Annotated in this window: 21 protein-coding genes and 1 tRNA gene; 11 read left to right on the forward strand and 11 right to left on the reverse strand. The window is 70.8% G+C overall.

The annotated features are described in order from the left end of the window. Positions 1 to 12: 12 nt before the first annotated feature. Positions 13 to 471 (reverse strand): PleD family two-component system response regulator, encoded by a 459-nt coding sequence (locus tag OG584_RS10145; RefSeq protein WP_405777169.1) that lies wholly within the window; start codon positions 469 to 471, stop codon positions 13 to 15. 155 nt (positions 472 to 626) lie between these two features. Here OG584_RS10145 and OG584_RS10150 point away from each other — a divergent pair. Continuing rightward, positions 627 to 698: transfer RNA gene (locus tag OG584_RS10150), tRNA-Arg, on the forward strand. A gap of 558 nt (positions 699 to 1,256) precedes the next feature. Next, on the forward strand, positions 1,257 to 2,036 hold the full coding sequence (locus OG584_RS10155; RefSeq protein ID WP_405777171.1) for an SDR family NAD(P)-dependent oxidoreductase: 780 nt from the start codon (positions 1,257 to 1,259) through the stop codon (positions 2,034 to 2,036). A 97-nt stretch (positions 2,037 to 2,133) separates the two neighbouring features. On the opposite strand, the gene OG584_RS10160 is transcribed toward OG584_RS10155, so the two are convergent. After that, entirely contained in the window at positions 2,134 to 3,138 is a 1,005-nt protein-coding gene (locus OG584_RS10160; RefSeq protein ID WP_405777173.1) for a hypothetical protein, read from the reverse strand. Between the two features lie 270 nt (positions 3,139 to 3,408). Beyond that, on the reverse strand, positions 3,409 to 3,774 hold the full coding sequence (locus OG584_RS10165) for a YybH family protein (RefSeq protein WP_405777175.1): 366 nt from the start codon (positions 3,772 to 3,774) through the stop codon (positions 3,409 to 3,411). A gap of 105 nt (positions 3,775 to 3,879) precedes the next feature. Here OG584_RS10165 and OG584_RS10170 point away from each other — a divergent pair, with 105 nt between their 5' ends. Both OG584_RS10170 and OG584_RS10175 read left to right on the forward strand, forming a co-directional pair. Then, positions 3,880 to 4,773 (forward strand): LysR family transcriptional regulator, encoded by an 894-nt coding sequence (locus OG584_RS10170; protein ID WP_405777177.1) that lies wholly within the window; start codon positions 3,880 to 3,882, stop codon positions 4,771 to 4,773. Between the two features lie 278 nt (positions 4,774 to 5,051). Further along, complete coding sequence (locus tag OG584_RS10175; protein ID WP_405777179.1) at positions 5,052 to 5,717, forward strand: hypothetical protein; 666 nt, start codon at positions 5,052 to 5,054, stop codon at positions 5,715 to 5,717. 75 nt (positions 5,718 to 5,792) lie between these two features. Here OG584_RS10175 and OG584_RS10180 read toward each other — a convergent pair whose 3' ends face one another. The 4 genes from OG584_RS10180 to OG584_RS10195 all read right to left on the reverse strand — a co-directional run bounded on the left by OG584_RS10180 (position 5,793) and on the right by OG584_RS10195 (position 10,541). Beyond that, entirely contained in the window at positions 5,793 to 6,527 is a 735-nt protein-coding gene (locus OG584_RS10180; RefSeq protein ID WP_405777181.1) for a glycoside hydrolase family 75 protein, read from the reverse strand. Positions 6,528 to 6,761: 234 nt separating this feature from the next. Beyond that, positions 6,762 to 8,612 (reverse strand): MFS transporter, encoded by a 1,851-nt coding sequence (locus tag OG584_RS10185; RefSeq protein ID WP_405777182.1) that lies wholly within the window; start codon positions 8,610 to 8,612, stop codon positions 6,762 to 6,764. A 385-nt stretch (positions 8,613 to 8,997) separates the two neighbouring features. Continuing rightward, positions 8,998 to 9,267, reverse strand: a complete 270-nt coding sequence (locus OG584_RS10190) for a hypothetical protein (protein WP_405777184.1) — start codon at positions 9,265 to 9,267, stop codon at positions 8,998 to 9,000. A 77-nt stretch (positions 9,268 to 9,344) separates the two neighbouring features. Continuing rightward, complete coding sequence (locus tag OG584_RS10195) at positions 9,345 to 10,541, reverse strand: Ku protein (RefSeq protein ID WP_405777186.1); 1,197 nt, start codon at positions 10,539 to 10,541, stop codon at positions 9,345 to 9,347. A gap of 83 nt (positions 10,542 to 10,624) precedes the next feature. Between OG584_RS10195 and ligD the strand changes: the two genes are divergently transcribed. The 6 genes from ligD to OG584_RS10225 all read left to right on the forward strand — a co-directional run bounded on the left by ligD (position 10,625) and on the right by OG584_RS10225 (position 18,985). Beyond that, entirely contained in the window at positions 10,625 to 11,515 is an 891-nt protein-coding gene (gene ligD / locus OG584_RS10200) for a non-homologous end-joining DNA ligase (protein WP_405777188.1), read from the forward strand. Between the two features lie 121 nt (positions 11,516 to 11,636). Beyond that, positions 11,637 to 11,948, forward strand: a complete 312-nt coding sequence (locus OG584_RS10205) for a zinc-ribbon domain-containing protein (protein WP_405777190.1) — start codon at positions 11,637 to 11,639, stop codon at positions 11,946 to 11,948. Between the two features lie 226 nt (positions 11,949 to 12,174). After that, complete coding sequence (locus tag OG584_RS10210) at positions 12,175 to 13,554, forward strand: FtsW/RodA/SpoVE family cell cycle protein (protein ID WP_405777192.1); 1,380 nt, start codon at positions 12,175 to 12,177, stop codon at positions 13,552 to 13,554. Next, a complete protein-coding gene (locus OG584_RS10215; RefSeq protein ID WP_405777194.1) occupies positions 13,551 to 15,008 on the forward strand; it encodes a penicillin-binding transpeptidase domain-containing protein in 1,458 nt (485 codons plus the stop codon). The genes OG584_RS10210 and OG584_RS10215 overlap by 4 nt, the downstream gene beginning before the upstream one ends. A gap of 63 nt (positions 15,009 to 15,071) precedes the next feature. Next, positions 15,072 to 16,169 carry an amidase gene (locus OG584_RS10220; RefSeq protein ID WP_405783976.1) on the forward strand — a complete coding sequence of 366 codons (1,098 nt, stop codon included), beginning with the start codon at positions 15,072 to 15,074 and terminating at the stop codon, positions 16,167 to 16,169. A 23-nt stretch (positions 16,170 to 16,192) separates the two neighbouring features. Beyond that, positions 16,193 to 18,985, forward strand: coding sequence for a SpoIIE family protein phosphatase (locus OG584_RS10225; protein ID WP_405777196.1), 2,793 nt, complete (start codon positions 16,193 to 16,195; stop codon positions 18,983 to 18,985). Between the two features lie 77 nt (positions 18,986 to 19,062). Here the strand turns inward: OG584_RS10225 and OG584_RS10230 are convergent, their stop codons facing one another. After that, positions 19,063 to 20,163 carry a ferritin-like domain-containing protein gene (locus OG584_RS10230; RefSeq protein WP_405777198.1) on the reverse strand — a complete coding sequence of 367 codons (1,101 nt, stop codon included), beginning with the start codon at positions 20,161 to 20,163 and terminating at the stop codon, positions 19,063 to 19,065. Positions 20,164 to 20,291: 128 nt separating this feature from the next. Between OG584_RS10230 and OG584_RS10235 the strand changes: the two genes are divergently transcribed. Continuing rightward, entirely contained in the window at positions 20,292 to 21,224 is a 933-nt protein-coding gene (locus OG584_RS10235) for a diiron oxygenase (RefSeq protein ID WP_405777200.1), read from the forward strand. A 44-nt stretch (positions 21,225 to 21,268) separates the two neighbouring features. Here OG584_RS10235 and OG584_RS10240 read toward each other — a convergent pair whose 3' ends face one another. From OG584_RS10240 to OG584_RS10250, 3 genes are all read right to left on the reverse strand, one after another. Further along, complete coding sequence (locus OG584_RS10240) at positions 21,269 to 22,489, reverse strand: MFS transporter (protein ID WP_405777201.1); 1,221 nt, start codon at positions 22,487 to 22,489, stop codon at positions 21,269 to 21,271. Between the two features lie 241 nt (positions 22,490 to 22,730). Then, positions 22,731 to 22,937, reverse strand: coding sequence for a DUF397 domain-containing protein (locus OG584_RS10245; RefSeq protein ID WP_405777203.1), 207 nt, complete (start codon positions 22,935 to 22,937; stop codon positions 22,731 to 22,733). An 85-nt stretch (positions 22,938 to 23,022) separates the two neighbouring features. Then, on the reverse strand, positions 23,023 to 24,288 hold the full coding sequence (locus tag OG584_RS10250) for a 4-hydroxybenzoate 3-monooxygenase (RefSeq protein ID WP_405777205.1): 1,266 nt from the start codon (positions 24,286 to 24,288) through the stop codon (positions 23,023 to 23,025). Positions 24,289 to 24,304 lie beyond the last annotated feature (16 nt).

The following is a 24,304-nucleotide window of genomic DNA, read 5'->3' on the forward strand; positions in this document are numbered from 1 at the left end:
TTCGCCATCCGGTCAGCCGAGGGTGCTCCCGGCCCACCCGGCGGGCCTGCTTCCGCCGCCGGGACTGCTGCGGTCCGGCCGCCTCGACGCCGACTGCTCAAGACGCATCAGCCTGCCGACGAGCCTGATCAGCTCGGCGGGCTCGAAGGGCTTGGCCAGAAAGGCGTCGACCCCGGAGGCGAACCCGCGCTCGACCTCCTGCTGCGAACACGCACTGATGATCGCCAGCGGCAGCCGGCTGGTCCGCGGGTCGTCACGCAGCCGGGCAGCGGTACGCAGACCGTCGAGGCGCGGCATGACGACGTCGAGAGTGATCACATCGGGAGCGACCCGGTGGACGACATCCAGGCACTCGGCACCATCGGCCGCGGTCACGACCTCGAAGCCCTCCAGTTCGAGATTGACCCTGATCAACTGCCGGATGACCTTGTTGTCGTCGACAACGAGCACCCTGCCGTACGCGCCTGACACACCAACGAGCGTAGAACCGCGGCCACCGTCGCGTCCGGGTTTTGCCCACTTCCACCCTGTGCGGGGACCGGGGGCGGTTCCCCGCCGAAACCTGTTCATGCTCACCCCCGCTGAGCTGGTAGGGTTCAACCCGTCGCCGCTTACCGCAGCGATACGCCCCCGTAGCTCAGGGGATAGAGCATCGGCCTCCGGAGCCGGGTGCGCAGGTTCGAATCCTGCCGGGGGCACTTCCGGATGGACCCTCTGACCAGTGGAAACACTGAGCAGAGGGTCTTTTTCATGCCCTCATTGCCGGACACCCGCTGCACACATCCACCGAGTCGGGGCCACGCGCCCGGACCGGGCAGCCAGGCCGGGGCCTGAGGTCCGGCTTTCGCCCGCCATGCACGCCCCCGGCCGCAGAGAGAGCCGGCCGGCGCGCGTCCGCGGAGTCCGTGCCACCGCCGCACGGGCCGTGCGGTGACCGCTCCGGCTGATGTTCCTGGTACTGGCAGTCCCGGGAAGGCGGGTCCACTCGCTGATCGTGCGGTTCGTCCCCATGGTGGAGGCATGACCGCGACAGGAGCACCCACCGCCCCCGCAGTGGGCCGGGTCGGACCGGCGACCAGGGCCTGTGCTTGGCCGTCGCCGTCGCCGTCACCGGATGAGCGAGGCGGGTACCGGCGCCTCGGCCGTCACCGTGCGCGGGACCGGCGGTGCTCGCCGGCTGTCCGGACTCCTGGACCGGATCAACGCCTGACCGAGCGACCGGATTCAACTCACCGACAACGTAAGGAACAGACCGTATGAGCAAGCTCGCACTCGTCACCGGCGCCACCTCAGGAATCGGCAGGGCATTCGCCGAGCGGCTGGCCGCGGACGGCTACGACCTGGTGATCGTCGGCAGGCGGGAGGAGAGGCTGGAGGAGTTCGCAGCCGCCCACCCCGAGGTCCGGGTCCGCCCGGTCGTGGCCGACCTGTCCACCGGCAAGGGCATCGACACCGTCTCCCGGTTCTGCGCGAGCGAGCCGCTGATACTCCTGGTGAACAACGCCGGCGTGGCCCACTACATGCCGCTGGCCGAGCTTCCCGCCGACAAGGCCCGCGAACTCGTGAACGTCAAGGTCCTGGCACCCACCATGACCTCCCGCGCCGCGGTCGCCGGCATGCGGGACCGCGGGCAGGGGGCCATCATCAACGTGGCCGGGATGATCGCCTTCAGCGGCCCCGCACCCCACTCCCAGATGCCCCGCCGTGCCGTCTACGCCGGTGCCCTCGCCCATCTGGTCGCCATGTCACAGGCTCTCAGCGCCGAACTCGAAGGCACCGGCGTCAGAGTCGAGGTCGTATGTCCGGGAGTGGTGGCGACCGAGTTCCACGAGCGCCAGGGCCTCGACCTGAGCGCCGTGCCCCGGATGAGTGCCGGCGACGTCGTCACCGCCGCCCTGCGTGGCCTGGAACTCGGCGAGGTCGTGTGCGCCCCGGGCGTCGAGGACGCGGGCCTTCTCGACACCGTCGCACAGGCCGATCTGGCGGCCTTCGGAGCTCAGAGCCCCGAACTCGCCTCCCGCTACCGGGCCGGCTGACGGCGCTGCCGCGCCGGGCCCGGCGCATGCGCTCGGGCCTGCCTGCGGCTCAGCGGGCCGTGAACCGGGGCGCCGCAGGCCGGAGTTGTCCGTGTGGTCATCCGGTCAGGGGCCGCCACCGGGCTTCCGTCTTGGGGTCGATGCTGCTGAGCCACACCAGCGTCCCGCCGATCAGCCCTGGTGTGTCCCGGGCCGCGAGGGTGGGGGCTTCGAGTGAGTCGGCGGTCTCCTCCAGGTACGTGACCAGCGTGTCGAGCACTTCGCCGGCGGGCTCGTCGAAACGGGACCACTCACCCAGGAAGCCGGTCTCCGTGTCCAGATACAGGCCGCTGGTGGTGTCGGCGGGGCTCATGGCGACAATCGGGATCCAGGCCGGCTTCCAGTAAGTGATCCGCTCTTCTCGGGCGCGGCCCGCCCCGGCGATGTCGTCGTGGTTCTGGACGGCCATCCTCTGCCGGTAGACGGCGGCGACGGCGTCCAGGCCCATCAAGGCCCGGTTGCCGGGCAGGCACCCTTTGCCGGTGACCCCGCTGTCGCCCGCGGTCAGCATCCACAGGACGCTCAGCTCGACGGGCATCCGCATGCCCAGGTCACCCTCCAGGGCGGCGATGCCGGCGGGGCCCGCACCGGCGTGCAGCGCGGCGCAGGACTCGGGAGCGTTGGCCCGGAGCCAGCTGGTGATGCGGCGCCAGGCATCGGCGACCTCCCGCACGGTGAGCGCGACCGCGGCAGTATCAGCAGGCTGCGCCCACCGGCGATCCCGGCCGGTCCCTCGATTCCCCTGCGGCTCCTGCCTGTTCACGGCGGGTTCTTCCGATGGGGCCGGTGTCACGAACCGGATCTGGATCCACTCGGGCTCCCGGATGTAGCCGATGGACAGGGCGGGACAGTCCTCGATGAGATCGCCGTCGAGCGTCACCGTGAGAATGCCCGGCAGATCCGAGGGGCGCCCCATGTCCGGATCGTCGGCGAGCCGGCCGGCCACGACCTTCAGAGCGAACGGGACGCCTGCCCCGATGTGGTGGGCGGTGTCCAGCAGATGCTGACTGATCTCGACGTCCACACGTCGGCGCTCCTGCGGGTAGATGTCGGTCGAGGCCATACCGATCGAAGATGTGAGCTCCGGAGTATGTCACCACGCGGACGAGGCCCGGCAGAACTCCCGTACGGATCAACGGAGTTCCAGCGATCACCCCGCGGCGCAACGGCCCCCCGGTCGATGTCCGGACCGCAACAGCAGCCCTCGCGGAGTTCTCCTCACGTCCGACCCGACGCCCCCTGCCTCCCCCGTCGGCCTGGCCAGGACGGAACGCGCAGGCTATCGGCTCGCTGCCGGGCGGGGATCCGACCTCGCACCGGATTCCGCCCGCGCTCAGCCGGTCGGCGGGACGAACTCCGGCTGGTCGAGAAGGCGTTGCCAGCTTCCGTCGGGCTGGCGGCGGACGACCTGCGCGCGGGCCCCGGACCCGTCCTTCGGCGGAGTCGAGGTGAGTGCGATGTCCCCGCTGACCAGCGTCGGCAGCGGCTGCTCCGGCTCGAAGCGGGGGCGGTGGGCGAGCACCTTCTCCCACAGCGCGCGGATCGCCTCGCGGCCCACGGTCTGTCCGCCCGGCGGGTAGGCCATCACCGCGTTCTCCTCGTAGAGCGCTGCGACACCTGCCGCGTCACCGGCATTCGACCGTTCGACGAACAGACGGGTGATGTCCTCGGGGCGCATGGCCTTCTCGTACTCCGTCATGGCTTCCTCCTCATGGTCGCTTCCGGCTCCCGTACACCTCCAGCGTGAGCCCCTCTCCGTAAGAAGTCCAACAGCTGGTTTCGATGGGAACTAGAATCAACAGTCATGGACCTGAGACAGCTGGAGTACTTCGTCGCCGTCGCCGAGGAGCGGAACTTCACCCGGGCCGCGGAGCGCGTGCACATCAGCCAGTCGGGCGTCAGTGCTCAGATCCGGCAGCTGGAGCGCGAACTGGGCGCGGAGCTGTTCGACCGCTCGGCCCGTACCGCCACCCTGACCGTCGAGGGCAGCGCCGCACTCGACCACGCGCGAGCGGCGCTCGCCGCCGCCGGGGCGGTCGGCAGGGCGGTGAGTGACGTGTCGGGCCTGGTCCGGGGCCGTATCGCCGTGGGGATGGTCACCGGCTGCACCATCACGCCGCTCTTCGATGCTCTCGCCGCGTTCCACCGGGCGCACCCCGGGGTGGAGATGTCGCTGCAGGAGGACAACTCCGCCCGGCTCGCCGAAGGCGTGCGCGCCGGTGCCGTCGACCTGGCTCTGATCGGTACGGCCGCGCCTGCCCCCGCCGGGCTGGAGACGCTGACACTTGTCAGCGAGCGGCTCGTGGCGGCGGTCCCGGCCGGGCACGCGCTGACGAGACAGCGGCGGGTCACCCTGCGTGACCTGAGCCGCCACCCGGTGGCCTGCATGCCGGTCGGCACCGGCCTGCGGACGGTCTTCGACCGGGCCTGCGCGGCGCAGCAGCTAGAACCGGTCATCGCGCTTCAGGCCAGCGCGGCGGACGCCATGGCCGACCTGGCGGCCCGCGGCCTCGGCGTCGCCGTGCTCAGCGAGTCGATGGCCGCCCGCTACCGCGACAGGCTCGTCCCGCTCCCCCTGGTCGACGTGGAGGCGCCGGCCCTGCTCGTACTGGCCTGGAAGAAGACGCCGAGCCCGGCCGTACGCGAGCTGCTGGAGCACAGCAGACGGGCATTTTTCGGGCCCGAGCCCAAGGACTGACCCCCGGTGCGGGCTCCGGCGCACCCGTGGGCCCCGTCGGCCCGGAGCCCGCGCACCGCGCCTCGGAGCCGGAGCGCGGCCAGTGGGAGTCAGGGTCGGTCGGCTTCCGGCGACCTGCCGGTGATGGCCCAGGTCGTGGTGGGTACGGTGGCCGTCCGCACCTCCGGCGCACGGAGCGAGCGGAGCAACAGAGCCGTGCGCGGCGGGCGGTGGCACCACGCGGGCAAGCAGGCGGACTGAGCGGCGTAAACGGAGCCGTGCAATCGGGGGATCGGCGCATGAATCGACGCACAGCTGTCGGCGCACTGGCAGTCGTGGCCGGGCTCGGCATCGGACTCGTCGGCTGCTCCGGCGGCAGCGACGGCGGCAGCAGCAAGCCGTCCGCGGCGGCCGTGGCCTCCGGTCCTTCCGACCCCGTGAGCCCGAAGGCGCTGGCTCCCGGGGCCGCCGCGAAGGTGTCGCTGAAGGACCCGGCAGCGATAGCGGCGGCACTCAGGGACCAGGGGTATCCGCTGAGGGTCAAGGCGTCCTACACCAAGGCCGATTACCCGCCGTCGATGCGGTATCCGCTGGACACGTCACCGGCCAGGGGGCTCAAGTTCACCGACCCCGCGGTCCATGGGTTCACGACGGGGAACGACAACCCGCTCGACGGCAGCGCGATGATCGATGTCTACGCGGAGCACTCCGGTGCGCAGAGGGCGCAGGACGAACGTACGGGCTTCGCGAATGGCGATCCCAGTTTCAAGGAGTTCGACTTCGTGAACGGCCCGGCGCTGCTGCGGATCGCCGGAAAGCTGACGACGGATCAGGCGGAGTCGTACTGCCGCGCCTTCACCGGCCTCGGCCGGACGGGCACGAAGGGCGCGTCCAGCCCTTCGGCCACCCCGTCGGCGGACGACGTCTCCGGTTGCGACTTCCACCTGCGCGTGCCGCGGCACTGAGGGCCGGCCCCGCACCGCAGCGGCCGGCTCGGGGCCCGGCCGGCCGAACACCCCGCCGGGCCCCGGCCTCCGGTGTCAGTTGGCAGCGATGAACTGCTTCGCCAGCGATTCACCGCTGGTCACCGCCGCGGAATGACTCTCGATGGGGCTGGCCTTCGAGTTCTTGAAGAGGATGTACGTGACGCCGGATTCGGCTCCCCCCGTCTCCGGGTCGGGGTCGATGCCCAGACTCTTGGCCGTGCTGTAGGAGGCCTCGCCGATGATCTCGTCCGGGCCGGTGTCCCCGACGACCGCGTACTCGACCTTGTTGTCGTAGATGACGGCCACCACTCCCCCGCCCTTGATGCCGGCCGATGAGTAGTCCCAGATGCTGCTGGAGCTCGGGACGACGACGTAGGGGAGCGCCGCGGCGCTCAGCGCCTTGCCGTCGGACTGGTGGAAAGCCGTGTCGTCCTGGAACCAGGGGTCCGTGCCGTCGTTGCACTGCGAGGTGACCTGGCCGTCGCAGTCGACGTCCATGTCGGCCTTCCAGAAGACCGCGCCGTTCTTGCCGCAGACCGGAACGGTCGCCGAAGTCTCCTCATCCGTGCGGTACTTGCCACTGGAGATCTGCGAACAGCTGCTGACCTTCGCCAGCAGGTCCACCGCACTCACCGAACCCTCCTGGACCTTCCGGTCCTGCTGGGACTGCTGGGGCTGCTGGGCCCGTGGCGTCGCGGCGGTTTCGTGCGGGCTCGCCGACGCGGGCAGCGCGGCGGCGAAGGGGGCTGCGGCGGTGATGAGGAGTGCGGCGAAGAGACGGCGGCGCATGGGGGGCTCCTCTGTCAGGAAGGGCGTCGGGAAACCGGCTGTTAGGAAAGTTTCCTTACTTGGACATGACAAAGGTGCCCATCGCCACTCGTCCCGTCAACCCCGCGTACGGAAAGAACGTGAGGGCCGCGCGTGTTCCGGCTCCCCTACCGGAAGCCCCGCTCCGGCGGCGGCCCCGCGAGCGGTGGCGGCACCCCGGCCGGATGGCTCGAAGGCGCCGCCACCGGCTCCCGGTTACGTGCGCGGTGTGCCGCCGCGCCCCGCCGAAGTCGCCCCGCGACCGGGACCTGCCGGGCGGGAGCCCTCGCCGTCCGGCACGACCGGCTCGCTCAGACCGAGGCCCGCAGCACCGGAGACCCCGGCCAGCTCGGAGCCCAGCGATTCGGCCGGCAGCACCCGGTGCTTACGGCTCACGCGTCCGGTCAGCAGCGAGGAGAGCGCCGCCACCAAGCAGGCCGCCACCGCGAACCAGAAGGCGATGACCAGGCCCTGGTGGAACGGGCCGGAGATCAGATGCGGGAAGAACTCCTTGCTGGTGAGGTGCTTCCCGCCGTCCGGCAGCTTGGCCAGATGGCCCCCGAGGAGCTGCTGGAGGGGGTTGTACCCGAGGAACGCCGCGAACAGGACGGCGATCGGCGGGAGCTGGGACACCTGCGAGGCCTCGCCGCTCGGGACGCCCTGCGCCACCAGGCCGTCGTGCATCGCGCTCGGCAGGGTGTGCGAGAGACCCGCGATCATCAGGCTGAAGAAGATGCCGATCGACAGCACCATCGCCGAGTTCTGGAACGTCGCCGTCATCCCCGATCCCGCCCCGCGCGACTCCGCCGGGACGGCGTTCATGATCTCGGCCCGGTTCGGTGAGGCGAAGAGGCCGGAACCGACACCGTTGACCAGCAGCAGCAGCGCGAAGATCCAGTAGTGGAAGTCGGTGGGCAGCGTCATCAGCGCCAGGAAGCTCACCGCCGTCAGCAGCGCACCGCCGACCGTGAACGGCCGTGCGCCGAGCCGGTCCGACAGCCAGCCGGAGAGCGGGGCCGACAGGAGGAATCCGACGGTCAGCGGGATCATGTAGATGCCCGCCCAGAGCGGGGTCTTCTCGAAGCTGTAGCCGTGCAGCGGCAGCCAGATGCCCTGCAGCCAGATGATCAGCATGAACTGGAGGCCACCACGCCCCAGAGCGGTGAGCAGGCTGGCGATGTTGCCCGCGGTGAAGGCCCGCAGCCGGAAGAGGGAGAGCCGGAAGAGCGGCTCGGCCACTTTCAGCTCGATCCAGACGAAGGCCCCCAGCACGGCCACCCCGCCGATCAGCGCGGTCAGCACCCATGGGTTGCCCCAGCCCATCGTGGAGCCGCCGTAGGGCTGGATGCCGTACGTGATGCCGACCAGCACCGAGATCAGCCCGACCGCGAACGTGACATTGCCCCACCAGTCCATCCGCGCCTTGGCCCGCACGCCGGTGTCGTGCAGCTTCACATAGGCCCAGATGGTGCCGAAGACTCCGAACGGCACCGATACCAGGAAGATCATCTTCCAGTTCACCGGGGCCAGCACGCCGCCCAGGATGAGCCCGAGGAACGAACCGGCGATGGCGGCGATGGAGTTGATACCCAGCGCCGTACCGCGCTGGTTGGCCGGGAACGCGTCGGTGAGGATCGCCGTGGAGTTGGCGAAGAGCAGCGCGCCGCCGACGCCCTGCGCGATGCGCCAGCCGATGAGCCAGAGCGCGCCCGCGCTGCCGTCCATCCAGGTGATGGAGAGCATGATCGAGCAGAGAGTGAAGACGGCGAAGCCGAGGTTGTACATACGGACCCGGCCGAACATGTCACCGAGCCGGCCGAAGGTGACCACGAGCACCGCGGTGACCACCATGAAGCCCATCAGCATCCAGAGCAGATAGCTGGTGTTGCCGGAGTCCAGCGGGTCCAGATGGATGCCGCGGAAGATATCCGGAAGCGCGATCAGCACGATCGACTGATTGATCATCACCATCAGCACACCGAGCGTGGTGTTCGACAGCGCGATCCATTTGTAGTGCTCCCCCGGCCCGGCCGGGGGCGACGACTCTGTGGTTATTCGACCGTTCATGCCCACCATGCACGTTCCCCTCTGCGCGCACCCCTGCCCTCCGACACCGGACGGGCACGGGTCGTTAGTTGACGCAAGCAATCTAACTCTTGTAGATGGCATCCACATTTCGTGACGGCGCGAGAACCGCACCGGCGGGCGGCCACTTCACCCCACCCACCCCACGCGCCCCAGGGGTCACCGGCCGCGGCGCGCGGGTGCGGGTCGCGGATAGACCGGGAAAGCGGCACGTCAAGAGGCGCACGCTCCGGCGCTCCACGGGATCGGCGGGGGCGCGGCGATGGGGCGCACGACCTCGCTTTGATTCGTACCCAGATGCGGTTTGTGACTCAGATCACTACCAAATGGGGGGGGCGGCGCGCCAAGAAGGGATCGGCCAGCGCGATCAGGCCTTGCGGGCGTAGCGCGTGGCCATCGCACGGAAGACCCCCTTGGGCTCCCAGCCCAGCCCGCGAGAGGGCGGGTCCGCCGCCGTGGCCGGTGAGTCGAGCGTCTTCACCACGCCGTACGCGGCCATGCCCCGGTCGTGGCGGGGGCCGTCGGGGCGGTGCGGTGCCCCGCACCCGGCGAAGCCGGACCAGCAGGCCGCGTCGACGCCCTCTTCCCCGAACACGGTGAGCGGCTCCAGGCGGCTGCCCCGCAGGCGGCAGGACATTTGCCAGTCCCGGCGCCATGGCCCACAGCGGACAGCCTGCCCCGGCACTGGGGCCGGCGGGCCGGGCGGGGCCGACGTCACGCCGACGCGCGCTTCTTTCCCCTGGCCCCCGATGACCCGGTACCCGCGGCCGCCTTCTTGGACGTGCCACTCCTGGCCGACGACTTGCCGGCGGAGGCCTTCTTCGACGCGGATGCCTTCGAGCCGGAGGCCCCGCCGCCTCCGCCGCCCGACGCCGTACCGCGCTTACCGGCCGCCGTCGCGGATGTCTTGCGTGCGGTCGTCTTGCGCGCCGCCGTCTTGCGGGCCGCCGTCTTCTTCGGTGCCGCCTTGCCGGAAGCCTCCTTCTTCGGGGCGGCATCACCGTGCTCAGCGGACTGCGCCCCGCCGTGCGCACCCCCGCCTGCGCCCTTCGCGTCCGCCTTCTTCCTGCCGGCCGGCCGCAACTCCCTGACCTCGGCGTCCGCCCCTTCGGCGGTCTCCTCGTCACCCTCGCCCCGCGACGTCTTCGCCGCCTGCACGCTCTTCTCCAGCGCCGACATCAGGTCGATGATCTTTCCGGCTCCGGCATCCGCCGCGGGCGAGGCGGGTATCTCCTCACCGGACGTCTTGGCGGCGATCAGCTCCTCGACCGCCTCCCGGTACTCGTCGTGCAGCGTGTCCATCTCGACCTCGCCCAGCGTGTCCATCAGGGTGTCGGCCAGGTCGAGTTCGGCGTCTCGGACGGTCACGGGCGTTTCCGGTGCGGCCCCTTCGTACGACCTGATCTCGTCCGGCCAGAGCAACCCGTGCATCGCGATGGCATCGCCGACGACCCGCAGCATGCCCAGCCGCTCCCGCCCGCGCAGTGCGAATTTGGCGATGGCGACCCGGCGGCTGCGTTTGAGCGCCTCGCGCAGCAGGGTGTACGGCTTCGCCGCCGGGGCCCCGCCGGCGACGAGGTAGTAGGCCGAGCTCATCTGCAACGGGTCGATCGAGTCGAGCGGCACGAACGCCACGATGTCGATCGTCTTCGCGGTCGGCAGCGGCAGCTCGGCCAGGTCGTCATCGGTGATCGGGATCATCGAGCCGTCCTCGGCCTCGTACGCCTTGCCGATCTCGTCCGTGGTCAGCTCCTCCCCGTCCAGCTCACAGACCTTCCGGTAGCGGATGCGGCCGCCGTCGGCGGTGTGGATCTGCCGGAAGGAGACCGAATGGTTCTCGGTGGCGTTCACCAGCTTGATCGGGATGCTGACCAGGCCGAAGGAGATGGCCCCGTTCCATATGGATCGCACGATGGCTCCCGTCCGTCAGTACCATTTGGTGAAGATTTAAAGCTGTATGCCGTATTCATCCAGTTTCGTGCGATTCTCATCGTATGTCGCCTATCACCGAGGTGGAGGGGCGGCGTCTTCCGCTCACCCACCTCGACAAGGTCCTGTATCCGGCCACCGGCACCACCAAGGGCGAGACCCTGCACTACTGCGCCAGCACGGCGGGGGTACTCCTGGCGCATCTGCACGACCGCCCGGTCTCCTTCCTGCGGTATCCGGACGGCCCCGACGGCCAGCAGTTCTTCACCAAGAACGTGCCGCCGGGCACCCCCGCCTGGGTGCATACGGCGGACGTACCGCGCTCCAGGGAGAGGAATGCCCGCCAGGTGCTGGTGCAGGATCTGGCGAGCCTGATGTGGGCCGCCAATCTGGTGGTCGAGTTCCATACACCGCAGTGGCGGGCCGACGCGCCGGGCATGGCCGACCGGCTGGTGCTCGATCTGGACCCCGGAGAGCCCGCCACGGCGGTCGAGTGCTGCGTCGTGGCGCGGTGGCTGCGCGAGCGGCTGGCGGCGGACGGCCTGTCCGCGTACGGGAAGACTTCGGGGTCCAAGGGGCTCCATCTGCTGACGCCGCTGGAGCCGACCCCGTCGAACCAGGTCTCGGCGTACGCCAGACAGCTCGCCGTCGAGGCCGAGGAGGCCCTGCCCGATCTGGCCCTGCACCGGATGAAGCGGGCGCTGCGGCCGGGCAAGGTGTTCGTGGACCACAGCCAGAACGCGGCGGCGAAGACCACAGCGGCCCCCTACACCCTGCGCGCGCGGGCCGAGCCGACCGTCTCCACACCGGTGACCTGGGAGGAGATCGAGGCGTGCGAGGCCCCGTCCGACCTGGTCTTCATGATCGATGACATCGGGCCCCGGCTCCAGCGGTACGGCGACCTGCTCGGCCCGCTGATCAACCTCAACCGGGCCAGGCCGCTGCCGCGCCCCTGACAGCCGGGTGCCGTGACCGTGCCGCGGACCGGCCCCGCGCGGCCACGGGGCAGCCCGGACACCGGCGGGACGAGAAGCCGGTTACGGTGTACCGCGATTACTGACCAGGAGGGGACCAATCATGATCATTTTTGGCAGCAGAGGATATCTCTACCAGCTGGCCATACTGACGCTGGTGTGCGGACGGTGCGGCAATCCGTCGGCGCACACGCTCCGCAAGCGCGTCACCAAGTTCACGCTGTTCTTCGTACCGCTCTTCCCGTTCTCCACCAAGTACACGACGCAGTGCACGTTCTGCGGTGCGGAGAACCGGGCGACCAAGGAGCAGGCCGAGCAGCTTCTCGCCCAGAGCGCGGGCCAGCCGCAGGGTCCGCAGCAGGGATACGGCTCGCCCGCGCCGCAGCAGCAGGGGCAGAACCCGTACCTGCAGTGAGCCGCACGCCCGTCCGGCGCCGGCGGTACGGCCGGCGGCGCGGCACGGGACAGCGCGGCCGGTCCTGACGCCCCCTCACGCAAGCAGTCGCACCCGCCCGCCGCGGCAGCGCCGCCCGGCACTCGGGGACACTGTGGCCGGCCGTCGCGCCACCCGGACCCGGCAGCGGTTCGGAACACCAAGACATTAACGGACATAGCGTCACCGTCTTGCTACGTTGCCTGGCATGACCGCAACGACGGCGGACGCTCCCCCGCCCGAACTACGTCTGCCGAAGCGTCGAGGCGTCGAGCTGGTGCTGCTGACCGGCGCCGTGCTGATCTCCGTCTACGGCTACATCGATGTCGGGCTCGCCAGGAACGACACCGTACCGGCGGACGCCGTGAACTACGGCGCCGGTCTGGGCCTGCTGGCTCTCCTCGCCCATCTCGCCGTCCGCTTCCGGGCCCCGTACGCGGACCCGCTGCTGCTGCCGATCGCGGTGCTCCTCAACGGCATCGGGCTGGTGCTGATCTACCGCCTCGACCTGGAGACCCCGGGCAACACCGCGGCCCCCGCACAGCTGATCTGGTCGACACTCGCGGTGGCGCTCTTCATCTGCTGCGTCCTCTTCCTGCGCGACCACCGGGTGCTGCAGCGGTACACCTACCTCTCGGTCGCCGCCGCTCTGGTCCTGATGATCATCCCGATCTTCTTCCCGGCGGTGAACGGCGCGAAGATCTGGATCCGGGTCGGCGGTTTCTCCATCCAGCCCGGCGAGTTCGCCAAGATCCTCCTCGCGGTCTTCTTCGCCGCGTACCTGTCGGCCAACCGCAACGCGCTCTCCTACACCGGCCGCCGGATCTGGCTGCTCCAACTGCCCACCATGCGGGTGCTGGCACCCGTTCTGGCGATCTGGGTGATCAGCGTGGGCGTCCTCGTCCTGGAGCGCGACCTCGGGACCTCGCTGCTCTTCTTCGGCCTGTTCGTGATCATGCTGTACGTGGCGACGGGCCGTCTCAGCTGGATCGCCATCGGCATGGTCATGGCCGCCTTCGGGGCGTTCGCCGTGGGCAGCCTCGAACCCCACATCCGCGCCCGCGTCGAGGACTGGCTGCACCCCTTCGCCTCGATCGACGCGGGCCACGGCGCCAATCAGCTCGCCCAGTCGCTCTTCTCCTTCGCGGCGGGCGGGGTACTGGGCGCGGGTCTCGGGCTCGGCCACTCGATCCTCATCGGCTTCGCGGTCAAGTCCGACTTCATCCTGGCGACAGCGGGCGAGGAGCTGGGGCTCGCCGGGCTCTCCGCCCTCTTCCTGCTGTATGCCCTGGTGGTGGCCCGTGGGTACCGGGCCGGGCTCGCGCTCCGCGACTCCTTCGGGCGACTGCTCGCGATCGGCCTCTCCTCGATCCTCGCGATCCAGGTGTTCGTGATCGCGGGCGGCGTGATGGGGCTGATCCCGCTGACCGGCATGGCGATGCCCTTCCTCGCCCAGGGCGGCTCCTCGCTGGTCACCAACTGGGTGATCGTGGCCCTGCTCATCCGCATCAGCGACTCCGCGCGCAGACCGGACCCCGGCTTCGTGGAGACCGGGGTCATCGCGCCGATCGTGGAGGCCCAGTCGTGATCCGCTACATCCGGCGCGCCGCCGCCTGCTGTCTGCTGCTCCTGCTCGCCCTGCTGGCCAACGCCGCACGGGTGCAGGTCTTCCAGGCCGACTCCCTGGACAAGAACCAGGCCAACCGCCGTCTGACCATTGCCCGTTACCACGAGCCGCGCGGAAACATCCTGGTCGGGGGGAAGAGCGTCACCGGATCCAGGGACAGCGGCGAGCAGCTGCGGTACGAGCGGACGTACCGCAGCGGGCCGCTGTACGCCCCTGTCACCGGCTACGCCTCTCAGACCTACGGGACCACCCTGATCGAGAACGCCGAGGACGGCATCCTCTCCGGCACCGACTCGGCACTCGCACCCTTCCCGCTCTGGAACGAACTGAGCCGTTCCCAGCAGCCGGGCGGCAGCGTGGCCACCACCATCAAGGCCCCGGTGCAGGAGGCCGCGTACAACGGGCTGGGCCGCAGACGCGGCGCGGTCGTCGCTATCGAGCCGTCGACCGGGAAGATCCTCGCGCTGGTCAGCAGCCCCTCCTACGACCCCGGGCAGATCGCGGGCACCGGCCCTTCGGCCACCGGCACTTGGGAGCGGCTGAACCGCTCCGCGAGCCAGCCGATGCTCAACCGGGCGATCCGGCAGACCTATCCGCCGGGTTCGGCCTTCAAGATCGTGACGGCGGCGGCCGCGCTCGACTCGGGGGCGGTCACCGACATGAACGCGGACACGGACACCCCCGATCCGTACACCCTCCCCCACACCACGACGGTCCTGCCGAACGAGGCGAGCGGCTGCGGGGACGCGTCCCTGGCCTACGCCATCGAGGTCTCCTGCAACACGGTGATGGCCAGTCTCGGCGTGAAGGTCGGGCTCAGCGGAATGGACGAGGCCGCCGGGAAGTTCGGCTTCAACGACACCGGCCTGAAGATCCCCTCCGGTGTCGCCAGGAGCAACTTCGACACCGACATGAGCGAGGACCAGCTGGCGCTCTCCTCGATCGGGCAGTTCAACACCTCGGCGACACCACTGCAGATGGCGATGGTCTCGGCGGCCGTCGCGAACGGCGGCGAGCTCATGTACCCCCATCTGATCGACCGGACGAGAACACGCGGGGGCAGGGTCGTCAGCCGCAACAGCCCGAGGACCTACCGCCGGGCGATGGAGGCCTCGACGGCGGTACAGCTGCAGCAGATGATGGTCGACGTCGTGACGCAGGGCACCGGCTCCAACGCGGCGATCCCGGGCGCGACAGTGGGCGGCAAGACGGGCACGGCGCAGAACGGTGTCGGCAACGCCGGTACGCCGTACGCCTGGTTCATCTCATGGGCGAAGGCGGACGGCGCGAGCGAGCCGGCGGTCGCGGTCGCCGTCGTCGTCGAGGACGCGTCGGCGCACCGCGCGGACATCAGCGGCGGGGGCTTCGCCGCACCGATCGCACGGTCGGTCATGCGGGCCGCTCTGGGAGACTGAATCCGGCGGGTGGGCCCGGCGGACGGAACGCGCCCGCACGGAGGGGTGAGGGCGGCGGTGGCGATGACGGCAGCGGTGGCTGAGGCTCTCGGACGGATCGCGCGGCTCGACCCCGCGCTGAGCGCCTTCGTGGAGGTCTGGCCGGACGCGGCCCGCGCTGCCGCGGCGCCCGCGCGAACGGCACCGCCGGACGGCGCGGACGGGCCACCGCTCTCCGGGGTCCCGTTCGCGGTGAAGGGGCCGGCCGGTGTCCGCTCGTACGCGGCCGGGCGGCTGCGGGCGTCGGGCGCTGTCCCGGTCGGGTCGACGGCGGTGCCGGGGCCCGGGACGCACTGGCAGACCTGGGGCATCGGCGCACACGGCGTCACCCGCAACCCGTGGCGCCCGGACCGCACGCCCGGTGGTTCGTCGGCCGGTTCCGCGGTGGCGGTGGCCACCGGGATGGTCCCGCTGGCCACCGGGAGCGACGGTGCGGGATCGGTGCGCATCCCGGCGGCCTGGTGCGGCGTGCTGGGGCTCAGGACGACGGCGGGGCTGCTTCCGTCGCCCGACAGGACCGGGCTGGCCTCGGCGGGTGTCCTGGCGGCGGGGGCCGCGGAGGCGCAGGCGTATCTGCGCTCGGCGACGGGGGCCTGCGCACCGTCCCTGCCGGTGTTTCCGGTGCCGGCTGTCTGGTCGGCCGACCTGGGATTCGCCGATGTGGACGACGAGGTGGAGCGGGTCGCGCGGCGGGCGGTGGAGCGTATGGCCGCGGCCGGCCTGGTGCGCCTCGACGCGACCTCGTACGACCTGCTCGACCCGTGCGACGCCTGGCTCGCGGTACGTGGTGGGGATCCGGACGCGGCGACGTCGGTCCGCGCCGAGAACGACCACCGTCTCGCGTCCCTCTTCGGCCGCACCCCGTTGCTGCTGACCCCGGTGACGCCGAACCGTCCGCACGGGCACGCCGGGCCTGGCAAGCGCTACTCGACCGCGCTGACCTGGGCTTTCAACCTCAGCGGCCACCCGGCCGCGAGTATCCCCGCGGGGTTCGACCCGGACGGGTGCCCGGTGGGACTGCAGATGGTGGCGGCCCACGGGCAGGACGCGTCGCTGCTGGAGATGGCCCGCGCGGCCGAGACAGTCGTACACAGGACCGATTGGTCCGCTTCGCCCCGGTGATGGATCAGTGCTAAGAAACGAGAGTGACCGCACACCACCGGAGCTCCGCGCCGCACCCGTCCCGCTGGGGACTGCGCCGGACTGTGGCGGCGCAGGTGTTCGGGCTGCAGGTGGTACTGATCGTTCTGCTGGTCGCCGCCGCAGCGGTGGTGCTGGCACTGCAGTCCAGGTCCGAGAGCGTGGGCGCTGCCCGCAGCCGCTCGCTGGCCGCGGCCGCGGCGTTCGCCAACGCTCCGGGACTGCCGCAGGCCCTGCGCTCGCGGGATCCGACGGCCGCGCTTGAGCCACTGGCGGAGGCCGCGCGCAGAGGGGCGAAGGTCGATTTCGTCTCGGTGATGAACACCGACGGGCTCCGCTACACGGACCCCACGCGCTCGCTGATCGGCAAGCGGGCCACGGGCGATCTGAGCAGAGCCCTGGCCGGGCATCCCTTCACCGAAGTCTTCACCGGGCCCCCGTCCGACGCCGTGCGGGCCGTCGCTCCCGTGATGGACGCCCGCGGTCACGTCGTCGGACTGGTCTCGGCCGGAATCGAAATCAGCAACGTGACGGATCTGGTGAGCCGCAGACTGCCGCTCCTGCTCGGCGCCGCCGCGGCCGCGCTCGCCCTGGCCACCCTCGGGGCCGCCCTGGTCAGCAGACGCCTCAGCCGTCAGACGCACGGCCTCGGGCCTGCCGAGATGACCCGAATGTACGAGCACAACGACGCCGTCCTGCACGCGGTGCGCGAGGGCGTGCTGATCATCGGGAGCGACGGGCAGGTACTGCTGGCGAACGACGAGGCGCGCCGGCTGCTCTCGCTGCCCCGTGAAGCCGAGCTGGGCAACGTCGCGGATCTCGGTCTGGCCCCCGCCACGGAGCAGCTGCTGACCCGCGGAGAAGCGGTGACCGACGCCGTGCATCTGACCGGCGAGCGGCTGCTCGCGGTCAACCTCCGGCTCACCCGCGCCCGTGCCGGGCTCGGCAGCTCGGTGGTGACCCTGCGGGACACCACCGACCTGCGCGCGCTGGCCGGCCGCGCGGAAGTGGCGCGGGAGCGGCTGCAGCTCCTGTACGACGCGGGAGCGCGGGTCGGCACCACCCTGGACGCCGTACGGACCGCCGAGGAACTGGCGGAGGTGGTCGTACCGCGGTTCGCCGAGTTCGTCACGGTCGACCTGACGGAGCCCGTGCTGTCCGGCGAGGAGCCCGGCGGTACGTTCACGCCCTTGCGGCGGGCCGCCGTGCGGGGCGTCCGGGAGACCTCCGTACTGGACCCGGCGGGTACCCGGACCGATATCGAGCCCGGAAGCCCGCTGGCGCAGTGCCTGACCGCCGGTGAGGCGCTGCTGGAGGCGGACCTGCCAGGTACGTACGACTGGCGTCACCAGGACCCGGCCGGCGGTCTGCGCGCGGTGGAGGAGGGCTTCGGTTCGCTGATCCGTATGCCGCTCACGTCGCGCGGGGTCGTGCTGGGGCTCGTGAGCTTCTGGCGCACCGCGGAGAGCACCTCGTACGAGCCCGACGACCTCTCCTTCGCCGAGGAGCTGGCGCTGCGGGCCGCTCTGAGCGTCGACAACGCCCGCCGGTTCACCCGCGAGCACACCACGGCGGTCACCCTCCAGCAGAGCCTGCTCCCCCACGACCTGCCGGAGAACAGGGCCCTGGACGTGGCCCACCGCTATGTCCCGGCCCGCGCCGGGGTGGGCGGGGACTGGTTCGACGTCATCCCGCTGCCCGGCGCGCGGGTCGCCCTGGTCATCGGTGATGTCGTCGGGCACGGGCTGCACGCCGCGGTGACCATGGGCAGGCTCCGCACCGCCGTCCACAACTTCTCGTCCCTGGACCTGTCGCCCGACGAGATCCTCGGCCACCTGAACGACCTGGTCCTCACCATGGACGAGGGCAGCAGCTCACTGGGTGACGGCATGGCCGTCACCGGCGCCACCTGCATGTACGCGGTCTACGAGTCCGCTTCGGGCCGGTGCACGCTGGCGAGCGCCGGTCATCTGGGCCCGGCGCTCGTCCGCCCCGACGGCGCGGTGCACTTCCCCGATGTGCCCGCGGGTCCGCCGCTGGGCGCCGCCAACATGCCTTTCGAGACGGTCGAGTTGGACCTGGCCGCGGGCACCAGCCTGGTGCTGTACACCGACGGCCTGGTGGAGGAGCGGGGACGGGACATCGACGTGGGCCAGCGGCTGCTGCGCACCACCCTGGAGGAGCAGGCCGGACTGGACACCGAGCCGCAGGAGATGTGCCGGAGCGTGTTCGAGGCGCTGGCGCCGTCGCACAAGGAGGACGACGCCGCCCTCCTCGTGGCCCGTACCAGGCTGCTGGACCCGTCGGCCGTCGCGGACTGGGAGATGCCTGCCGACCCGTCGGCCGTCGCCACGGTGCGGTCCGAGGCGGCCCGCCGGCTCGGCGAATGGGGGCTCGACGAGATCGCGTTCAACACCGAGCTGATCCTGAGCGAACTGCTCACCAACGCGGTCCGCTACGGGACCGCTCCCATCCGGGTACGGCTGCTCCACAGCGCCACCCTGACGTGCGAGGTCTCGGACAGCAGCAGTACGTCACCGCATCTGAAGCGGGCGGCCGCGCTGGACGAGGGCGGCCGCGGGCTCTACCTCGTGGCGCAGTTCGCGGAACGGTGGGGCACCAGGTACCCGCTCCGCGGGAAGATCATCTGGGCCGAGCAGCTCCTCACCGGGCCGCAGCCGCAGCCACAGCCGTGGTCCGTGGATCTGGACGACCTGGACGACCTGGAGGGGCTGGGAGGCCTGGAGGGTCCGGGCGGGCTGGAGGGTCCGGGCGGGCTGGGCGGCCCCGACCGGTAACGGGCCGGGACTGTACGACGGGACCGGGCGGCGGGCCGTCGGACGTCCTGGCCGCGGGGTCCGGGGCCGGGTTCCGGTCAGGCTCCGTCCGCGATCGCCGACTCGACCTCGGCGACCCGCTCCTGCTCCTCCTGCGCGAACCGCTCCCGGTCCAGCTGTTCGGCGATCTCCTCGTCCTGGGACATCAGCAGGTCCAGGTTCGAGTTGCCCATCTCGAAGACGCCCATGTCGACGTACGCCTTCTGCAGCCGCTTGCCCCAGAGGCCGATGTCCTTGACGCACGGGACGATCCGGCTGAAGAGCAACTGGCGGAAGAGCATGAGGAATTCGGACTGCTCCGAGAGCTGCTCGGCCTCCTTCTTCGGGATGCCGAAGTTCTCCAGGACCTCGACGCCGCGCAGCCGGTCGCGCATCAGGTAGCAGCCCTCGATGACGAACTCCTCGCGCTCCCGCAGTTCGGCATCGGTGAGCTGCTTGTAGTAGTCGCGCAGCGCCATACGCCCGAAGGCCACGTGCCGGGCCTCGTCCTGCATGACGTACGCCAGGATCTGCTTGGGCAGCGGCTTGTCGGTGGTGTCGCGGATCATGCCGAAGGCAGCGAGTGCAAGGCCCTCGATGAGGACCTGCATGCCCAGATACGGCATGTCCCAGCGGGAGTCGCGCAGCGTGTCACCCAGCAGGGCCTGGAGGTTGTCGTTGATCGGGTACAGCATCCCGAGCTTCTCGTGCAGGAAGCGGCCGTAGATCTCGGCGTGCCGGGCCTCGTCCATGGTCTGGGTGGCCGAGTAGAACTTGGCGTCCATGTCCGGAGCCGACTCCACGATCCGGGCCGCACACACCATCGCGCCCTGCTCACCGTGGAGGAACTGGCTGAACTGCCAGGACGTGTAGTGCTTTCGCAGCTCGCCCCGGTCGCGCTCGGTCATCTTCGCCCAGTGGGGCGTTCCGTACAGGGTCAGCGCCTCGTCGGGCGTACCGAGCGGATCGTACGGGTCCACTTCGAGGGACCAGTCGATGCGCTTCGCACCGTCCCACTGTTTGTCCTTGCCCTTCTGGTAGAGGGCGAGCAGACGTTCGCGCCCTCCGTCGTACTCCCAGCTGAACCGGGCCGAACCAGATGCCGGTATCTGCCAGTTGGGCTCGACCGATCCGTTGGTGTAGAGCTCATGCGTCGACATACGTGGCAGGCTCACACGTTGGTAGACGCCCAGTCAACAAGTCGCGCACAAGGGATTGACGCACCTTACTGACACGGAGTCTCATAAGGAGTGACCACCGGTAACCCCAAGCGCGAGGTATCCCAGCGATGACGACAGCGACCGACCGCGAAGTGCTCCGCGATGCCCTCGGCCTGCTCAGGGACCGTGAACAAGTCGCTGAGCGCCTGCTCGAATCGTCCGCCAGGCACTCGTTCGACCCGGACAGGGAACTGGACTGGGTGTCCCCGTCCGAGGACGGCAAGTGGTTCTGGCCGCCCGAGCTGGTGTCGCTCTACGACACCCCGCTCTGGCGGAAGATGTCCGAGGACCAGCGGATGGAGCTCGCCCGGCACGAAGCGGCGTCGCTCGCCTCACTCGGCATCTGGTTCGAGATCATCCTGATGCAGCTGCTCGTCCGGCACATCTACGACAAGTCCCTGACCAGCAATCACGTGCGGTACGCGCTCACCGAGATAGCCGACGAGTGCCGGCACTCGATGATGTTCGCCAGGATGATCCAGAAGGGCGGAGCGCCTTCGTACCCGGTCCCGCGGATGTACCACAACCTGGCGCGGGTGCTGAAGACCTTCTCCACGACGCCGGGCTCCTTCTCCGCGACCCTGCTGGGCGAGGAGATCCTCGACTACATGCAGCGGCTGACCTTCCCCGACGAGCGGGTACAGACCCTGGTCCGCGGGGTGACCCGCATCCATGTGATCGAGGAGGCGCGTCATGTGCGCTACGCCCGCGAGGAGTTGCGCCGCCAGATGGTCACCGCGCCGCGCTGGGAGCAGCACTTCACCCGGATCAGCTGCGGTGAGGCGGCGCGGGTCTTCTCCACCTGCTTCATCAACCCGCAGGTGTACACGAACACCGGGCTCGACCGCCGCGAGGCAGTCGCCCAGGTCAAGGCGAGCGGCCATCGCGCGGAGGTCATGCAGAACGGCGCCAGGCGGCTGACGGACTTCCTGGACGACATCGGCATACTGCGGGGCGCGGGGCGGAAGTTGTGGGTGAGCTCGGGACTGCTCGCCAGATAGGCGGACCCGGCCGTGCTCCGGACCGCATTCCGGCGCCGGCCCTCCTACAGGCCTCTGCCGGCCGTGGCCGGCCCGCGCACCGCGCGCAGGCCGGCCACGGCCAGTACGGCCATCGCCGTGGTGGCCGCGGCGGCGACCGCGAAGCCGCCGTGTGCGCCGAACCCGTCCACCACCCGGCCGGAGACCGCCGCCGCACCGGCGGAACCTGCCGCACCGGCGGAGTTCAGCCAGGTGAACCCCTGGGTCACAACGGCCCGGTGCACAGCGGCCTGGGCCAGCACCGACAGGAGTACCAGGACAGGCGGAACCGCCGCGCCGGTGAGCACGGACACGGCCCCCAGCGCCGTGGGCGACCCGGCCGAAAGCAGCAGCAGACTGCCGAGCGCCAGGCCGGCCGTGGCGACTGCCAGCTGGGTTCCGGGCGCCGTACGCCATCGCCTCAGCCCGTACAGCCATCCGGCCGCCAGGCCGGCGCAGTTCGATACCGCGAAGACCGGTGCGGCCGCGGCTGCCGCGTGGTGCTCGACCGCGAAAGCCGTCACCGAGACCTGCACGGCGCCGAAGTACCCGCCGATGGCGAGGTTGAGACCGGCCAGCACCACGAATCCGGGCCGCAGCAGTGAGCGGCCCGCGCGGGAGCGCTCGGCCGCTCCGTACGGCGAGGGCGGCGGCGCGGTACGGCGCTGCGCGGCGAGGGCGCCTCCACCCGCCACCACCAGGGCGGCCGCAAGCCCGGTTCCCAGCGCCGGGTGCCCGCTCGCTCCCAGGGCGCTGACCAGGGCCGGACCGGCCAGGAAACCCAGGGCGTTGGCGAGGGACTCCAGGGCGAAGGCGCTGGGCAGACCGGCCGGGCGCTCATCGCGCAGCAGCGCCACCCAGCGGGCAGCGGACAGCGCGCCCAGCTGTGGGACGGTGGCACCGGCCAGTGCCCCACCCAGCGCCATCAGCGCGATCGGCCGGCCACCGGCGATCAGCGCCAGCAGCGCGGCCACCGCTGCGGCATGGGCGAGCAGCGTGGGCGGCAGCACCCTGGTCTGCCCGAAGCGGTCGGTCAGCCGGGCCAGTTGAGGCCCGACGAGGGCCTCGGCGACGGCGAAGCCGCCGGTCACCGACCCGGCAGTGGCGTAGGAGCCGGTCCGGGCGTGCACCAGCCAGACGATGCCGAGGCCGGTCATCGCGATGCCGACGCGGCCGACGGTGGCGGTCAGGAAGAAGGCCGCGGCACCGGGGGTGCGCAGCAGAGTCCGGTAGGGCGCCGTCGACACGGCGTGTCCTCTTCGCTGCCCGGCGGGGCGGACCACCCTGGGTCGTCGGCGTCCGGATTACCGACCCGTGGTCATCGCCTGGAACCGTCCAGTGCTGGCGTGGAGCAGGGACACACACCCCACGCCGACTCCGTCACCGGGCAGAAGTCTCTCGTACGGTTTCGCGGTTCCGGCCGGTCCCGGCCGTTCGCGTCCGGCGAGCGTAGAAGCCCGCGCCGGTCATGTCCAGACCTCGGAGCGCTCAGCTCGCGCAGGCGTACGCGACGAGATCCGCCCAGAGATCGGGGGTGAAGCCGAGGTCCGGGCCCTGCACGTTCCTGGAGTCGCGGACGTGGACCGCACCGGGTGCGGATGCGGCCTCGACGCAGTCGCTGCCGCCCGGAGTCCGGGTGATCGTGCAGGCGCCCGCCGACCGTTGGGGCGTGGCGCCGGGGCCCGTCCCGCGCAAGGTGGTGCGGGCGGAGGCCGACCTCGTACCGTGACGGCCGCCGGCAGGCGCCGCGCTGGCCCGGGGTGCGGGAGCTTCTCAGCGCTCACTTCCCCGGCCCGTTCTCCTCCCCCATGTACAGCCCGGCGAACGCTGTGGCGTCCGGCCCGGATGCCAGCAGCCGTTGCAGCCGGGCCCGTGCCGTACCCGCCCGGAAGCGGTCACCCGACGAGGCACCGTGCAGCACGTCCGAGAACCACTGCGAGAACTCCTGGTACTGCCAGACGCGCCGAAGGGCTGCCTGCGAGTACCCCGCGAGCCCACCGCCATCGTTGTCAGGCGCGCTGTCACCGGCGCTGCCCCCGTAGCTGCTGCGGTCGGCCGCGATCAGGGCGTCCGAGAGCAGCAGCGCGTCGTGGACGGCGAGGTTCATGCCCTTCGCCGCGATCGGGGCGATCAGGTGCGCGGCGTCGCCCGCGAGGTGGAGACGGCCGTAGGACATCGGCTCCACCACGTAGTTGTGCATGTCCAGGACCACCTTCTCGATGAGCGGCCCCTCCTTGAGCCGCGGGGCCCCGCCTGCGGCGAGCCGGATACCCAGTTCGTGCCACACCCGCTCGTGCGGCCAGTCGCCGGACGTGTCACCGGGCGGGACCTGGAGGTAGTAACGGGTGACCTCGGGGCTGCGTGCCATGTGGGCGCCGAGCCCGCGCTCATGGATACCGAAGACCACGCCGTCCGCCGACGGCGGCGCCTGGGCGAGCAGCGCCATCCAGGCGACTCCGTCGTCCCGGCGGCTGACAGTGAGGCGGCTGTCCGGTATCGCGGCCCTCGCGACCCCCCGCGCGCCGTCGCAGCCCGCGACGAAGTCGCAGGCGATGTGGTGCCGGGCGCCGGTGAGCGGATCGGTGTACGACACCACGGGCCGGTCTCCGTCCACGCCGTCCAGCCGTACGTCGCGGACGCCGAAGCGGGCGTCCCCCGCACCCTTGTCCGCGTACGACGCGATCAGGTCGGTGACCAGCTGCGGCTGCGGATAGACGAAGTGGCGCCGCCCGGACAGCTCGGCCGTGCGTACGGTGTGGCGCTCCCCGTCGAACCGGAACTCGAACTCGCCCTGCGTCAGGGCGTGTCCGAGCAGCCGGTCGGCGAGGCCGTGTTCGGCCAGCGCCCGCACCGCCCCCTCCTCCAGGAACCCGGCACGCGGCCGCTGCTCGATGAACTCCCTGGTCTCCGCTTCCAGCAGTACACAGCCGACACCGTTGTCGTGCAGTCTGTTCGCCACGACGAGCCCGGCGGGGCCTGCCCCTACGACGACGACGGTGGTGTGCGTGAGAACGGGGGGAACCGGAGACACGTCGGAGAATTCCATTCGGGTTCGGGGGCAG

Source organism: Streptomyces sp. NBC_00859 (assembly GCF_045161865.1).
Lineage (GTDB): Bacteria > Actinomycetota > Actinomycetes > Streptomycetales > Streptomycetaceae > Streptomyces.

What these genes read in the sequence shown, in the direction of transcription:
- OG584_RS10230 (WP_405777198.1), bottom strand. Translation starts at nt 20,163, where the DNA reads ATGTCGACGCATGAGCTCTACACCAACGGATCGGTCGAGCCCAACTGG.
- OG584_RS10220 (WP_405783976.1), top strand. Translation starts at nt 15,072, where the DNA reads ATGACGGCAGCGGTGGCTGAGGCTCTCGGACGGATCGCGCGGCTCGAC.
- OG584_RS10205 (WP_405777190.1), top strand. Translation starts at nt 11,637, where the DNA reads ATGATCATTTTTGGCAGCAGAGGATATCTCTACCAGCTGGCCATACTG.
- OG584_RS10160 (WP_405777173.1), bottom strand. Translation starts at nt 3,138, where the DNA reads ATGGCCTCGACCGACATCTACCCGCAGGAGCGCCGACGTGTGGACGTC.
- OG584_RS10210 (WP_405777192.1), top strand. Translation starts at nt 12,175, where the DNA reads ATGACCGCAACGACGGCGGACGCTCCCCCGCCCGAACTACGTCTGCCG.
- OG584_RS10185 (WP_405777182.1), bottom strand. Translation starts at nt 8,612, where the DNA reads ATGAACGGTCGAATAACCACAGAGTCGTCGCCCCCGGCCGGGCCGGGG.
- OG584_RS10180 (WP_405777181.1), bottom strand. Translation starts at nt 6,527, where the DNA reads ATGCGCCGCCGTCTCTTCGCCGCACTCCTCATCACCGCCGCAGCCCCC.
- OG584_RS10190 (WP_405777184.1), bottom strand. Translation starts at nt 9,267, where the DNA reads ATGTCCTGCCGCCTGCGGGGCAGCCGCCTGGAGCCGCTCACCGTGTTC.
- ligD (WP_405777188.1), top strand. Translation starts at nt 10,625, where the DNA reads ATGTCGCCTATCACCGAGGTGGAGGGGCGGCGTCTTCCGCTCACCCAC.
- OG584_RS10170 (WP_405777177.1), top strand. Translation starts at nt 3,880, where the DNA reads ATGGACCTGAGACAGCTGGAGTACTTCGTCGCCGTCGCCGAGGAGCGG.
- OG584_RS10175 (WP_405777179.1), top strand. Translation starts at nt 5,052, where the DNA reads ATGAATCGACGCACAGCTGTCGGCGCACTGGCAGTCGTGGCCGGGCTC.
- OG584_RS10155 (WP_405777171.1), top strand. Translation starts at nt 1,257, where the DNA reads ATGAGCAAGCTCGCACTCGTCACCGGCGCCACCTCAGGAATCGGCAGG.
- OG584_RS10235 (WP_405777200.1), top strand. Translation starts at nt 20,292, where the DNA reads ATGACGACAGCGACCGACCGCGAAGTGCTCCGCGATGCCCTCGGCCTG.
- OG584_RS10165 (WP_405777175.1), bottom strand. Translation starts at nt 3,774, where the DNA reads ATGACGGAGTACGAGAAGGCCATGCGCCCCGAGGACATCACCCGTCTG.
- OG584_RS10250 (WP_405777205.1), bottom strand. Translation starts at nt 24,288, where the DNA reads ATGGAATTCTCCGACGTGTCTCCGGTTCCCCCCGTTCTCACGCACACC.